The organism is uncultured Endozoicomonas sp. (assembly GCF_947495845.1).
Lineage (GTDB): Bacteria > Pseudomonadota > Gammaproteobacteria > Pseudomonadales > Endozoicomonadaceae > Endozoicomonas.
Genome location: NZ_CANMAO010000042.1, coordinates 17,316 through 30,152 on the forward strand (window position 1 = coordinate 17,316; position 12,837 = coordinate 30,152).

At 44.9% G+C, this 12,837-nt stretch carries 14 protein-coding genes and 1 pseudogene; 7 read left to right on the plus strand and 8 right to left on the minus strand.

The genetic code is table 11. The annotated features are described in order from the left end of the window. Positions 1–89: 89 nt before the first annotated feature. From Q1B11_RS18730 to Q1B11_RS18745, 4 genes are all read left to right on the plus strand, one after another. Positions 90–1,211, plus strand: a complete 1,122-nt coding sequence (locus Q1B11_RS18730) for a phosphotransferase (protein ID WP_299735256.1) — start codon at positions 90–92, stop codon at positions 1,209–1,211. Next, a complete protein-coding gene (gene murU / locus Q1B11_RS18735) occupies positions 1,208–1,906 on the plus strand; it encodes an N-acetylmuramate alpha-1-phosphate uridylyltransferase MurU (RefSeq protein WP_299735258.1) in 699 nt (232 codons plus the stop codon). Before Q1B11_RS18730 ends, murU begins: the two co-directional genes overlap by 4 nt. Before the next feature lie 26 nt (positions 1,907–1,932). After that, on the plus strand, positions 1,933–2,745 hold the full coding sequence (djlA, locus tag Q1B11_RS18740) for a co-chaperone DjlA (RefSeq protein ID WP_299735259.1): 813 nt from the start codon (positions 1,933–1,935) through the stop codon (positions 2,743–2,745). Positions 2,746–2,821: 76 nt separating this feature from the next. Beyond that, a complete protein-coding gene (locus Q1B11_RS18745; protein ID WP_299735261.1) occupies positions 2,822–3,034 on the plus strand; it encodes a hypothetical protein in 213 nt (70 codons plus the stop codon). A 120-nt stretch (positions 3,035–3,154) separates the two neighbouring features. Here Q1B11_RS18745 and Q1B11_RS18750 read toward each other — a convergent pair whose 3' ends face one another. Beyond that, entirely contained in the window at positions 3,155–4,150 is a 996-nt protein-coding gene (locus Q1B11_RS18750; protein WP_299735262.1) for a BCCT family transporter, read from the minus strand. Between the two features lies 1 nt (position 4,151). On the opposite strand from Q1B11_RS18750, the pseudogene Q1B11_RS18755 reads away from it, so the two are divergent. After that, positions 4,152–4,376 (plus strand): annotated as a pseudogene (locus Q1B11_RS18755) (transposase); the annotation flags it as partial. Positions 4,377–4,702: 326 nt separating this feature from the next. Here Q1B11_RS18755 and Q1B11_RS18760 read toward each other — a convergent pair. The 7 genes from Q1B11_RS18760 to Q1B11_RS18790 form a co-directional block, all read right to left on the minus strand. Continuing rightward, the gene (locus Q1B11_RS18760) at positions 4,703–6,547 is read right to left on the minus strand and encodes a cholesterol oxidase substrate-binding domain-containing protein (protein WP_299735265.1); all 1,845 of its coding nucleotides are present in this window, start codon (positions 6,545–6,547) and stop codon (positions 4,703–4,705) included. Between the two features lie 395 nt (positions 6,548–6,942). Then, on the minus strand, positions 6,943–8,103 hold the full coding sequence (locus tag Q1B11_RS18765; protein WP_299735267.1) for an MFS transporter: 1,161 nt from the start codon (positions 8,101–8,103) through the stop codon (positions 6,943–6,945). Continuing rightward, a complete protein-coding gene (locus Q1B11_RS18770; RefSeq protein ID WP_299735269.1) occupies positions 8,104–9,012 on the minus strand; it encodes a cyanophycin synthetase in 909 nt (302 codons plus the stop codon). Continuing rightward, positions 9,009–9,848 carry a hypothetical protein gene (locus Q1B11_RS18775; RefSeq protein ID WP_299735271.1) on the minus strand — a complete coding sequence of 280 codons (840 nt, stop codon included), beginning with the start codon at positions 9,846–9,848 and terminating at the stop codon, positions 9,009–9,011. The genes Q1B11_RS18770 and Q1B11_RS18775 overlap by 4 nt, the downstream gene beginning before the upstream one ends. Positions 9,849–10,157: 309 nt before the next feature. Continuing rightward, positions 10,158–10,679 (minus strand): hypothetical protein, encoded by a 522-nt coding sequence (locus Q1B11_RS18780; RefSeq protein ID WP_299735273.1) that lies wholly within the window; start codon positions 10,677–10,679, stop codon positions 10,158–10,160. Positions 10,680–10,707: 28 nt separating this feature from the next. Beyond that, positions 10,708–11,172 (minus strand): YHS domain-containing (seleno)protein, encoded by a 465-nt coding sequence (locus Q1B11_RS18785; protein ID WP_299735275.1) that lies wholly within the window; start codon positions 11,170–11,172, stop codon positions 10,708–10,710. A 74-nt stretch (positions 11,173–11,246) separates the two neighbouring features. After that, a complete protein-coding gene (locus Q1B11_RS18790; RefSeq protein ID WP_299735277.1) occupies positions 11,247–11,723 on the minus strand; it encodes a GAF domain-containing protein in 477 nt (158 codons plus the stop codon). A 209-nt stretch (positions 11,724–11,932) separates the two neighbouring features. Between Q1B11_RS18790 and Q1B11_RS18795 the strand changes: the two genes are divergently transcribed. Both Q1B11_RS18795 and Q1B11_RS18800 read left to right on the plus strand, forming a co-directional pair. Beyond that, positions 11,933–12,529 carry an RNA polymerase sigma factor gene (locus tag Q1B11_RS18795; RefSeq protein ID WP_299735279.1) on the plus strand — a complete coding sequence of 199 codons (597 nt, stop codon included), beginning with the start codon at positions 11,933–11,935 and terminating at the stop codon, positions 12,527–12,529. After that, the gene (locus Q1B11_RS18800; RefSeq protein ID WP_299735281.1) at positions 12,523–12,747 is read left to right on the plus strand and encodes a zf-HC2 domain-containing protein; all 225 of its coding nucleotides are present in this window, start codon (positions 12,523–12,525) and stop codon (positions 12,745–12,747) included. Before Q1B11_RS18795 ends, Q1B11_RS18800 begins: the two co-directional genes overlap by 7 nt. Positions 12,748–12,837 lie beyond the last annotated feature (90 nt).

Below are 12,837 nucleotides of genomic sequence, written 5' to 3' on the forward strand. Positions count from 1 at the left end.
TGCATTTGCGCAGGAAATGCAGTTCTATTACGTATTCCCTGTGATAACCTTGAAGTTCTTATTCATCGCGCTTTACAGGATGCCAAGCGTTGGTTACCAAGATATCGAGCTCCCAGCAAACTCATCCAGAATCGTTGCGCCGGGACCAACTAGCCCACTGGGTTACCTCGGTTTTAACCAGTAACGAAAACCCCTTTCTGACTGACAAAAAGACGACTGTCTTTTTCGACGCTGCCACGGTTCCCCTCGACGGTGCAAACCTACCACTTCAACCCATTGGCAGTGACGCCGGTTTCCGAAAATACTACCGGCTGCAAACACCTCAACAAACCATCGTTGTCGTAGATGCTCCGCCAGAAACGGAAGACACTCAAGCATTCGTGAAGATTGATCGCTGCTGGAAAAAAGGTGGAATCAATGTGCCGGAAGTCTATGCCGTTGATTACGACCATGGTTTTATGCTTCAGGAAGATTTGGGTGATCAGCCACTGCAATCATTGCTTCACAGTGGTGCCGAAGATCAGCTTTACCCTCAACTGCTTGATATTTTGCTGACCATTCAACAACAGCCAGTTGATATACTTCCGCCTTACGACGAAACACTGATTCGCTTTGAGCTGTCTCTTTATCCACAATGGTTTCTGGGCGAACTGCTCGGGCTGGACACTCAAAATGCTGAACTGAAAGAACAACTATCTTCCCTGTTTGATGAACTGACGTCAGTATTTACCAGCCAACCTCAAGGCACTGTTCACCGAGATTACCATTCCCGCAACCTGATGCTGACACCGGAAAACACCATCGGCGTTATCGATTTTCAAGGCGCATTAAACGGCCCCCTTTTATACGACGCAGCATCTCTTCTTAAAGATTGCTACGTCTGTTGGCCTGAAGAAAAAACACATCAGTGGTTGAAAGGCTTTGTGAAAAAGCATCCTGAGCTTTCGAGTGTTGACGAACACCGGATCATTACCTGGTTTGACCTTACCGGCTTGCAACGCCACTTCAAATGCCTGGGAATTTTTTCACGACTTTGCCTCAGAGACAAAAAACCCGACTATCTTAATAACCTTCCCGGAACACTGGACTATGTTCTGGACTGCTGCCGAAAGTACCCACAACTGCAGCGCCATGGAATCTGGCTGGAAAATAATGTTAAGCCCATTTTACAAGAGCAGCTGGGCCGACTTTCTGAAGGTGTCGACATATGAAAGCAATGATTCTTGCCGCCGGTTATGGCAAGCGTTTAAGACCAATTACCCTGACCATTCCCAAACCACTGGTGCAGGTGGCGGGTCAACCTCTGATCACTTATCACATCCAACGTTTGGCCAAAGCGGGCTTGAATGATCTGATCATCAATCACAGCTGGCTTGGGGAGAAAGTGGAAGAAGCCCTCGGAGATGGTTCTCAATGGGGCGTCAACATTGCTTATTCTGCGGAACAGGAACCGCTTGAAACGGCAGGCGGCATACTGAATGCGCTCCCTTTGCTAACTGAAAACTCGGATGACAGCACCCCTTTCCTGGTGCTCAACGGTGATATCTACACCGATATTGAAGTGAACAGCCTTACCCTGCCCGAAGGCATGCTTGCACATCTGGTTCTGGTCGCAAACCCTGACTTCCACCCGGATGGCGATTTCTGCCTAAAGGATGGACAAGTGTCCCATAAAGCAGACACCCCAGACGCCAAGGCTTTCACATTCAGCGGCGTTAGTGTACTGTCTCCCCGATTATTCGCTGGCTACCGTGCTGGTGAAACCCTTGCCCTGGCACCATTGCTGATTGAAGCCATGAAACAGGGAAAGGTCAGTGGACAATACCATGATGGTTTCTGGGCTGATGTTGGGTCGATTGTGCGCCTTAAAGCACTGGAAGATTACCTTCAACAACGCCGAAGCTGAAACCACCCCAGTTAGAGCAGGACTTCATGACCGTAATACTCATCGGAGCACTGATCGGTTTTATGACCGGCGGCCCCTTTGGTGCCATTCTGGGCGCATTCGTTGGCTCCTGGATCAGCAAAAATATACTGGGTGGACAGGGCGGCCCATCCAGATTTGGCGCATCCGCAGCTTACCGCCAGAAAGCGCAAACGGCTTTTTTCCGCGCCACCTTTTTAGTGATGGGGCGAATCGCCAAAGCCGATGGGCGAGTCAGTGAATACGAAATAGAAGCTGCTCAAGCCATTATGAACAATATGCGGCTCTCGGAATCTCAGCGGCAAATGGCCATTGAGTTGTTTAATGAGGGCAAGAAACCCTCTTCTGATATCGAAGGCGCGCTGCAAGACTTCCGGCAGGTGGCGGGTGCAAACACACTGATCCCCATGTTTTTGGAAATCCAGTTAGCCGCGGCCTACGCCGATGGCAGCCTCAGCCCTTCTGAACAGGCTGTGTTCAGACAGGTTTGTGCGATTCTCGGCGTGGGAAGCTTCGCCTTTGACCAGATACACCGCCGTTTTATTGCTCAACGGGAATATTACCAGCAGAGAAGCTATCAGTCTGGCAGCGCACAGCACCCTTCCGGAATGAGCCTGAAACAGGCCTATGACGTGCTTGGCGTTTCCGAAAGCGCTTCAGATAGCGAAGTAAAGCGAGCCTATCGAAAACTGATGAGCGAACATCACCCGGACAAGCTGGTTGCCAAAGGCCTGCCGGAAGAAATGATGGAAGTAGCCAAAGAAAAAACCCAAGAAATTCAAGGTGCTTACGACCAGATCCGGGTAGCCAGAAAGAAATAAATTGAACTTTATATAAATTCAGAGGACTAACTGTACGAAGCACAAGCTTTGTGCAGAGTTCTCTGGAGGTCTTGCTGTGATTTATTACGCCAAGCGCAAACAATTTCAATATTGGTACATCCCTGCCGCCACAAAAACAGCCCTTGACCCTGATCAAAATGTTGTTTCGTGTTTTTCCGAATCCCCCAGAAAGACCCGGACATCATCAAAGAAAAAAAAGTACCTGATCTTTAAAGAGATTACCGAATTTTCTACCGCCATTGGTGAACGTGAAATTCAAGCGCCTTAATTTTTTGTCTTACTTGCCCATCGATCAATACACTTCGCTATCAATGGTTTTTTGGTAGGCTCATAGTGCTACATTAATTACGTTTTGTTCTGGCTTGGCAGCATTTATGAAATGCCTGGGCTAAGTCAGGCTTTCTTTATGGCGCATCAACTCATCGAACTCGATACGAGCCCGTTGTGCCAGTTCAGACGGGGTGAATTTCTGCTCTTTTGCAATGACCACCTTTTGAGTCAGCATCGCTTCTCTGTTCAACAGGTACTGGGGCTCATCACCCAAATCTGCGCCGGACATTCTGCGCGCCATGGCTTCCATACGAACTTCTTTCTTGCACAATACCAGGTTGTTTAAAGCCTTGCGTTCTTTTATGGCAGCTTTCGTTGCCTGATCCCGTAACGCTTCAAATCGTGCCAGGGCAGCCCCTTCCAGGCTCCATGGATCAACATCCGGAAGATCCTCAATATGAATGGTTGAATCTTCGTAACCTACCTGAGTAGCTATATCCAGATGCGTCGCTTTAACGGCAGCAATCATCAGCATAATCGCTATTATCAGCAAGGGGATGCCTCCAACAATGGCGGCAGTCTGCAGTGTTGTCAGGCCACCCACAAACATCAACACTGAAGGCATTAGGGATAAGGTAAACACCCAGAAAAGCCGATTCCAGCGCATAGGGTCATCAGTGACATTAGTCTGCACCACGGATGCCAGAATAAAAGAGATTGAATCAAACGTTGTTGCAGTAAAGATAATGCACAGGAGGGTAAACAAGCATATAAACACGTAGCTAAAATGCAACTGTTCAAGAACACTGAAAATGGCCTTCGTGTGCCCTGATTCATTCAGAATACCCACCACATCCAGCTGGCCACTGAGTTGCAGCGAGAGGCCGAAATTTCCCATCACGATAAAATAGAGAGCACAACCAAAAGAGCCACAGAAAATTGCACCAGCCACCATTTGTTTGATGATTCGCCCTCTGGATATCCGGGCAACAAAAAGCCCCATACTGGGCGCAAAGACCAACCACCAAGCCCAATAAAAAATAGTCCAATCCTGGGGGAAGTGGGTATCTTCAAAAGGACCATAGCCACCAAACGGTTCAGTCCACGTTGCCATAATGAAGAAGGTTGCCAAAACAGTTCGACGACACAGGCCACTTATCCTGAATTGGTTCAGGGCTAAAAAGGCGTACTCAAGCGGTATAGTTGAGGGTCTGAATACCAAGATCAAACTCACTACGAGAAAACCTTACGGCTTCAGAACCTACAGATGCGCTGAAATTGCGTTATACCATGCACTTGGCAAGCTACCTGAACCAGAAATTGCCCACAGATTTTACTGACGAGGCATATAAATACAGGAACCAATAGCCTTCCCTTCAAAAGACCATCATTGGATAACTTAAAAACAAATCATAATTAAACTGCGATGACTGAGTAATATATAGACTAGAAAGCTTAGCTTTTCTGACGATATATGCTGGATTGTAATACATAAAAAAAACGACAAAAGTCTAATTTATTTAAGTTGTTTCGTAAAAATACAGATTAGACTCAACGCTCTGTTTGGTGTGAGCAATAATACAAGATAGCTGTCACCATCATCCTTCCGGGCTTTATCCGGAAGGTTGATGGTGAAGCGCTTTGCTATCACGGAAAAGTCTTTGTGTTATTGCAAAAGCTCATCCAGCATGGCATTAGAATACAGGTTCAACGGGTCATACTCCTGCATAACACGGACAGTGCTGGCAAAGCTTCGGGGTGTTTGAGCAAAAGCCTCTGGGATTTTAGAACGCAAAACATCATTGTCAGTCCATGGTCCTCTGTCATCGGTATAACCCCAGCCTTTTGACCACTCGGAGCGCATTTCTGCTGCTGGGTATCTGTCGTATAGCCACCGTTCAATTTCCCGATATAGGGTATTGGCTGCTGGAGCGCCAGGCAGAGTAAGCAAATCCAGCCAGACCGCCGTATCAACCTTGGCATCGCTGGTACTGGATTTTGTTAATGCTGAAATGGCGGGTGGTTTAGGTGGCTGTCCGTTACGGGTTCTCAGGCTACCCGTTTCTTCCAAACCAGTGACACGGATTTCCATCGGGCCGGCCATTGGGTAGAGCCCACGTTGAGCATATTCTTCTGCTAATGACTGATATTTTTGCACAAAGTCGTGAATCATTTTCTGCACATCAGCCCTTGGGAGGTGAATGGCGTAGCCATTGGCTGTAACGCGCAAAGTGGATTTTTTCACATAAAGCAACGTGTGCCACGCTGGTCCCCAAAGATCATTCAAACGAATTACGCTGGCAGGTGTAGTGGATAAGTCGAGCTCAGAGCTGTCTGCATCATTATCAGACATGGACTTTTTCAGCTCTACACTGGTCAGTTTTCCATCCAAAGCAAGGTCAACTAAGCAGTATTGGAACTTGCCGAAACTGGGCACCAGGTGCGGGCTGCTGTTAACAATCGATTTGATCAGGCGGCTGCCAATGACCGGTATTTGATCAGCAAAGGCGTAATTATAGGGGCCTTTTGTCGCTTTTGATTCCGGTGGTTTTGTTGGGCTGTTTTCCCAGATTTTCAGCCACGGATATTCTGTGAAAGGAAACCAGATGGTTTCCATCCGCCCATAGCGGTCAAGAATACTCGCAGCCGTCTGTGAACTGTTGTTGGCATCTTCATGAAATAACTCTTTCCAACTGACGTTGGTGTAACTGCGGCAACGTAGATTGAAATTAGGTACGGCCTGAAGCGTTACTTCAGTAATGAGCAGACGCCCCATATGTGTGAGGAATACGTCGGTATCCTCCTCGTCTCTGTGAAAGGTTTTCGCTTCATATTTTCCGGTTCCACGATTATACACGACAGCTCTAAGGGATAAGACGGTATTACTCAAGCTGCCATGAAAGTTGGGGTCTTCGGTGGCGTTATCATATTGAACACCAGTTCCATGACCGTTAATGGCCAGAATTCCAGCAATGGTAATATCACCAGGAGCAGGCGTATTCTGAAACGCATAACCCTGGCTGGCGCCACCAGGTGAGCGGTTGTCGGATAAAAAGCGATATAAGTCTTCTGCCAATGTGCCTGAGCCTGCTCGCACAATGCCATAATCTGGCTGGGCTGATACCATTTCTACTGTATTGAGCAGTGAGGTATCCACTAATAATATATTGTCGTCTTTGGTCGTGCCCTTGGTAATGATGAGGGGTGACCAGTTATGCATTTCCCCAAGTGGTCTCACTTTGTAACCGTTTTCAGCAGCCCATTGCACAATGGTTACGGCATCACTTTCATTGGTCACTTTGGCTGCCAGTATCTGTTTAGCCTGAATGTTTTCAGACCAATTAATAAAGTTAACCCTGTAAAAGGTGGCATCACATCCTGTTAGTAGTGCAGACATCGGTAAAGAGGTGGCAACCAGTGCGGTAAAAGTAAGGGTTGATGACGTTTTTAGGAAATGACGTCGACTTTGGTTCACTTCTGGTGAATTTGTTTCGCTGTGTTTATTCTTCATTGATCCTATCCTTGGGCAAATGGAAATATACAGCTACCAGTCTCTGAAGGTATCGAAGATTGTTGAAAAAAAGAACTGAATTCAAGGAAAATAGGAATTGAATTCTGAAAATATCTGGGTGGAAAAGTGCACCAGCGTAAGTACCCGGCCATATGGAATCGAATATTTCTGGCTTGTTGATCAGGTTCTCTGCAAGGTGCAACGGCGGGAGCATAGCGAGCTATGTGACCAGATTTGCAACGCAGTCAGAGGGTCTGATCAATGAGTCAGAAAATATGATTTCATATGGTTGGGTACTTAGCTTTATCAGACAGGCATCTTTTTAAAACTGGAAGTTGTCAGATCGGGTCTGAATTACTGCAACTGACTTATGCCAAAGAATAAACCAGTAATACTTATATGCCTTTTCGCCCACCATATAGAAGAAAGACGGGAGCCAATATGGCTGCGAGCCAGTAAGTTGCATCAAGAGTAAACTGAAAATCCGTATTGCCCATGGAAGCGATGGCTATCAATCCAAAGAAAATCATAGCTCCGAGCTGAGAGAAATAGCTTTTTACGACAAGGTATGGGTATGTCACCGTTCTGTCGGCTTGATCAAAAAACAACTTGTTAAAACTCAAGCGGAACAGACTGGTGAAAAAGGCGATTATTATGATCATAAGATAATGAATTGTTAAGCTATCTTCAGGACTCAGATTAGCTCTTAGAAGCCATGAAAGGGTGTACAGTATTGTTGAAATCCTGAACACCAGCGTTGCATCTATATGATCAATAACACGTTTAAGTAGCCAAAAGACCACGGCTATGACTGCACCCAGAGTCACGATCATCCACCCAAGATTCATCAGGTTTTGTTGATTCAGAATGAATAGTGACAGCGTCCAGAAATAACTTTCGAGAAACAGAAAAAGGCCATCGAGAAAAAACACAGGGCGAGAATAAAGATGATCACGAAAGCTAAACAGTTTCAATAAATTTACTGGTTCAGCCTGAAGAGCTGTTGAAATCTGAGCAGCCGGGACGGATCGTCTGGTTTGGAGTAAACCGATTAAACTGATGCCAAGACTGGACAACAGGATAAGTTGAATACCTTGTTTACTGAGAAGATAGGCTCCAGCAATAATCCCAGCCTTCAATAAAACGGCAACAAGAATCTGAAAGTTGCCAAAGTGCCTGCCTGAATTATGATTTCTGGATAAACTCTTGAAGAGCAGGCGCAGAGACATCCAATAAAAACAACCATATATTCCATTTAGCATACCCAAAGGCAGTACACTTAAATTGGCGTAGTTCTCTGCGATATAAAGAACCAGCAATGACTGCATGATAAATGCAAATCTTATGATCCACAGTGGACGCTCGCTGATTCGAATCCGCTCCCATACCCAGAGAGTACAGAAGTAGGCTAAACCACTCACTGAAATCAAGGTGGAAATGAGTGAAATACTTTGGCTTTGCTCCCAAAGCAATACCGGCAGGAAAAACGGCGTTAGCCCCATAAGAAAAGCGTGCAGACCAGCAAACCAGTAAAAATAGTGAATAGATTTCAACATCTAGTAAGTATCTGAACCGCAGACAGTGAGAGCATCAAGTTCGCTAAAGCAATCAGACAGATCATGTCGTTCACCGTAACGAGGATAGTCGTGCATCTTAACAAACGGTCGAGAATTTACTTCAAGAAGAATGCATTTCTGAGTCTTGTAGCTGTATTCCACACCTTTTTCCATGATGATATCAATTCCAAGAATGCGGGCGTCCAAAGCGGCGAGCACATTTTCGAACAATTCGATATTATCCGCATGGATGGCTCCGTGTTTTATTGCCCGTATCACGCCTCCGGGGGCTAAGGCAATGCGGTGAAATAATTTCACTGTTTCACCGGGCTCAGGGATAGAGTACAAAGTGTAGCCATGCTTAGAGAGATAAGTTTGAGTTTGTGTGCCTTTCTGGAGTGGGTACATACATTCGAGTAAGCCCATCTCTGTTCGAGTCTGGTTTTCCTGATCGATGAGCGTGCTGATTTCATCCAGGCCGTTGCCTTTTACAAAAGGGGCATATCTCTGTATGATCGATGAAACTTGACCGTTTGCTACCAGTGCCCGATAATTTTTACCTTCCAGATATTGTTCTACAACAGTGGTCGGCCACCAGATTTTGGCAAGGAAGATCGCTTTCCACAACTCTCTGAAATTCTGTATAGGAAAATAGCTCCCCCTTGAAAATCCTCCAATATTGGGCTTAATGACCAAGGGAAACCCATGTGTTTTGGCAAATTTGTGTGCCTTAAAGGGATTGAGAAAAATCTCACCTTTAGCATGCGGAAAATCGTACTGTCTGAATACCGCTCGAGCCTGTGCCTTTGAGCGACAGCTCCTTCGGACTTCCACAGAATTATAGTTTGAACAGCCGGCCATGAATGTCTTGCTGATGAACTGGTATATTTTTCTCTTTAAAATTTTCATAGGGCGACGTTTTCGTTTTGAAGAGTTAGGTTGCCTTTTTTGCCAAAGAAGGTCTGGAAAAAAATAGACTTCTGGCTTTTCTTTTCGGGTAGGGTTTTAGTGACCTGGGCCAGGTGCTTTGCAAACAAACAGGCTAATGCAAGCTTTCCCGGTATCTCAATATTTTCTGAAAGCAGTGCCAGAGGCATTGGCAACAAGAGGTTGATTTCGAAAATTTTGAAATTACCCTCAAGCAGATTTTCAATACTATCAGCCCGAATGCCAAATCTCGCCATTTTGAACTGGCTGATGGTTTTCAAGTGTTGCCACAGTTCATCCAATTGCTTTGAAGAAAACTGGCTTGATAGATCAATATAAAAAGTATGAGCGCTGTAGGCGCTGTTCACTGGCAGCGCATCACCACTGGTGTTGATTACCTCAGTGATAGACAGAGTCAAAAACTGGTCAACAGATTCATCAGAGCGAATGAGGTAAAGCTCAAACTCTCGATGCCCAGCTGCACTTTCCTGAATCAGGTAAGGTATTGGTTGATGCTTCTTGTTAAGGCGTATTTGCTCTAGTTGATGTTGGTTATCCACGCGACAAACGCCGGTAGCATTCTGACCCCATTCCGGTTTCACAAACACAGGAAACCGGGTTGGTTTGCTTACTCCATTGTCTGGTTCTTGATGTAATCGCCAACGTGAAGGGATTAGCTGGTTAATATCCTGTTTAGAAAAGAGACCTTTGTCATCATTGAAATATGCGGCATTGATTTTGAAGAAGTGCCATGGCTTTGCTTTGAGCCGCAGGCAGTGCAACAAATACGCGATGAAAATAGTGATTCTTGGTAGCATATTATCTACCCCTTCCGTTTAAAAATAGCTGTTTAATATACCAGCGAGCCACAGCCCTTTTAGCCTGCTTGACTCACCGAAGGGTATCTGCGCCTGCAATCACATTAGTTCTAGCAACAATGAGGCTTTTCTGGGTTATTAAGTACCCAACCATATGAAATCATATTTTCTGACTCATTGATCAGACCCTCTGACTGCGTTGCAACTCTGGTCACATAGCTCGCTATGCTCCCGCCGTTGCGCCTTGCAGAGAACCTGATCAACAAGCCAGAAATATTCGATTCCATATGGCCGGGTACTTAGCCGGCATTAGATTGCGTGGCAGTCATTTTTTTGTGATGACCAGAGAAGATAGAAGTTACTGACACTCATGATGAAGCCAAGCACCAGAATGGAAGCAGCAGCATAAAATAAAGATCCACCGTCGCTTTTTCCTTCATGTAGAACAACAATACCTAAAGGCGTGAATAGGTGAAAAAATACTGCCCCAGCCATTACTGCCGAAGCAGCAAGGCCTCCACACGCATGGAAAAAGCTTGTGTTAAAAGGCAGTCGAATATTGAAGAGTTTGTTGCCGATGTAGAAGAGTGCAGGAGTTAGTAATATCAGACTGACAATTAACTCTGTGGTTCCTACAGTTACAGCCCCATGGCTGATAAACCAGTTGCCGATATTTTCGCTCAGAACTTTTTTCATCCATAGACCAATGGTGTCAAAAATGTGCTGTGTGTCTGGATGATTAGAAAACTTGTAGGGAAGGGATAAAAGAAATACTTTGGCTATCCACACCACGCAGATCCAGCTGAATATATGAATAATGTTTTTTTTCATGATTTTTACATCTTTGGTTCTTGAATGTTTAATCAAGCACAGAAGGCCAGTTATTATCAGCCTGTCGTATGAAACTTGCTTTATTGGCAAGCCATTTTTTTTGGACTGATCGATCGTAGTTCAAGTACAACTTTCCGCTAACAATGTGCCATTGCTCAGGATCCGTGCTTGCAGTTGTGCCTTGGGACACGGCCCATGCGCAATAACCACCATACTGGGGAGCGTATTTTTCCGGATCGACTATAAATAAATCCAGATGATTCTGACTGTTGAAAAGCCATTTTGCTCCCATATAATAAGTTGAAAATTTCTGCCTGCCTTTGACCGGTTTATTTTCTGTAAAATAAGCTACGGTGTCATAACCGCTGACCGCTAGATCACTAAAAAAACCGGTATGAATTATGTCCTCAGCCTTTACCACTGCGGCTTGAACCAGTAATAAACTAGTGATCAATAATGTGGTTATTGGCAGTTTCTCATATTGAATTTTCATACTTTCTAGCCTGTCTTTTTAAGCCGGAACTGGCGCAGATTACATGCAGTTGTGGTGGGGCAGCAGTATATGTTCTAGTATCCAAGCCTAGTTGATTCAACGTCTCTGTGCACTTTGGATTGAAGTGCGAGCAACCAGCTGCGAGCGCTTTGATTGCCAGCCAGGAAATCAAAAGGTGTATTGTGCAGCGCACAAACTGTGCCGCAGACCTTTCCGTCAATTATGACTGGCAAGCCCAGATACACGCCAAGCCCAAACTTCGCCAGATCTTCATTCCCATGCCACTCTTCTGAGTCAGCAGCATTTGGGACGAAGAGTTCTTTTCCGGTATTAACGACACGTTCACAATAAAGCTCGTGGCAGCCGTGCTGAACACTCTTTGGTCCTTCATCACCAGTTTTGTAAACCTCCTGATTCTGATTTGCGCATACAACTTTCATCGTACCGGGCAGAGACTCCATAATAAGGATTGAGTGAAGACCGGTTTCTGAAGCAATCTGGTCAACGATTGGTTGCCATGAATGTTTCAAATAATCGAGTTTAGGATGCATCGCTGAACTCCCATATCAAGCGCAGAATCAATTTGTAACTCTCTGGTTACAAATTCCATCTATCGGCTACTTGTAGATAAGTGTCGTTTTTCTGTTAGAGTGGCCGTCCATTATCCACTCACATTGTCGTTTTATTGCTGATTCAATAGATAAACGACTGAGTTGTGATTTTGTTACAGTCAAAAAAATATTTTTAGGTTTGTAACGATATGAAAGATGAAACGTTATTGATACAACAGGCAAAAGGCGGAGATGCCAAGGCATTCAGCGTTTTAGTTCGTCATTATTATCATTTAATGCGATTTGTAGCAGCGCCAATAGTTGGAGAAAGTAATGCAGATGAAATAGTTCAAGAGGCTTGGCTGACTGTTCATCAGAAGCTAGCTGAGTGGAAAGACAGGGGCAGTTTCAAGGCTTGGTTGTTGACCATTACAGCTAATGAAGCCAAAAGTCTTTATCGCAAGCAAAAACGTGAAGTTCTTTCAGAGTCACCCGAGGAGAATCTCATGGCAGAACGGTTTCAAGAAGATGGTCATTGGCGACAGCCCCCTTCTATATGGCATATAGAGGGGCCGGAAGCGTTATTGAATAAACAGGAGCTAATGGATTGTCTTAACCACAAGATTACTGTGTTACCGGAAAAACAGAGGATTGTTTTTGGGTTAAAAGACTTTAGCCAGTTTTCTTTAGATGAGATTGCTGAATGTATGGGGGAAACATCCGCTAATGTGCGTGTTTTACTTCATAGAGCCAGAACCAGGCTTTATGCTGGTATCGAGCGGTTTCAGGAGACAGGTATATGTTGACTTGTCGTGATATTCAGAGGCTGGCCAGTGCACTGGAGGATGGTGATCTTGGCTGGCGGCAGAAAATAAACGTGAAGATTCATTTATTTATTTGTGATCATTGTCGCCAATTTATACGACAGTTTTTTATTATACGGCAACTGTCTGAAAAGTCAGTTGTTAAGTTGGCTTCAGATGAAGAAGTTCAGTCAATAATAGAAAAAATAAATAAAAAATAGAATTATTATTCACTCCTGAATTCGTATCATAAGTGCATAACCTCTGTAATCAACTGATCGCTACACACCTTTGAATTGAATCAAGACTCA

Coding starts and splice junctions, on each gene's coding strand:
- Q1B11_RS18760 (WP_299735265.1), bottom strand. CDS start 6,547: ATGAAGAATAAACACAGCGAAACAAATTCACCAGAAGTGAACCAAAGT.
- djlA (WP_299735259.1), top strand. CDS start 1,933: ATGACCGTAATACTCATCGGAGCACTGATCGGTTTTATGACCGGCGGC.
- Q1B11_RS18750 (WP_299735262.1), bottom strand. CDS start 4,150: ATGGCAACGTGGACTGAACCGTTTGGTGGCTATGGTCCTTTTGAAGAT.
- Q1B11_RS18775 (WP_299735271.1), bottom strand. CDS start 9,848: ATGCTACCAAGAATCACTATTTTCATCGCGTATTTGTTGCACTGCCTG.
- Q1B11_RS18780 (WP_299735273.1), bottom strand. CDS start 10,679: ATGAAAAAAAACATTATTCATATATTCAGCTGGATCTGCGTGGTGTGG.
- Q1B11_RS18790 (WP_299735277.1), bottom strand. CDS start 11,723: ATGCATCCTAAACTCGATTATTTGAAACATTCATGGCAACCAATCGTT.
- Q1B11_RS18770 (WP_299735269.1), bottom strand. CDS start 9,012: ATGAAAATTTTAAAGAGAAAAATATACCAGTTCATCAGCAAGACATTC.
- Q1B11_RS18795 (WP_299735279.1), top strand. CDS start 11,933: ATGAAAGATGAAACGTTATTGATACAACAGGCAAAAGGCGGAGATGCC.
- Q1B11_RS18800 (WP_299735281.1), top strand. CDS start 12,523: ATGTTGACTTGTCGTGATATTCAGAGGCTGGCCAGTGCACTGGAGGAT.
- murU (WP_299735258.1), top strand. CDS start 1,208: ATGAAAGCAATGATTCTTGCCGCCGGTTATGGCAAGCGTTTAAGACCA.
- Q1B11_RS18765 (WP_299735267.1), bottom strand. CDS start 8,103: ATGTTGAAATCTATTCACTATTTTTACTGGTTTGCTGGTCTGCACGCT.
- Q1B11_RS18785 (WP_299735275.1), bottom strand. CDS start 11,172: ATGAAAATTCAATATGAGAAACTGCCAATAACCACATTATTGATCACT.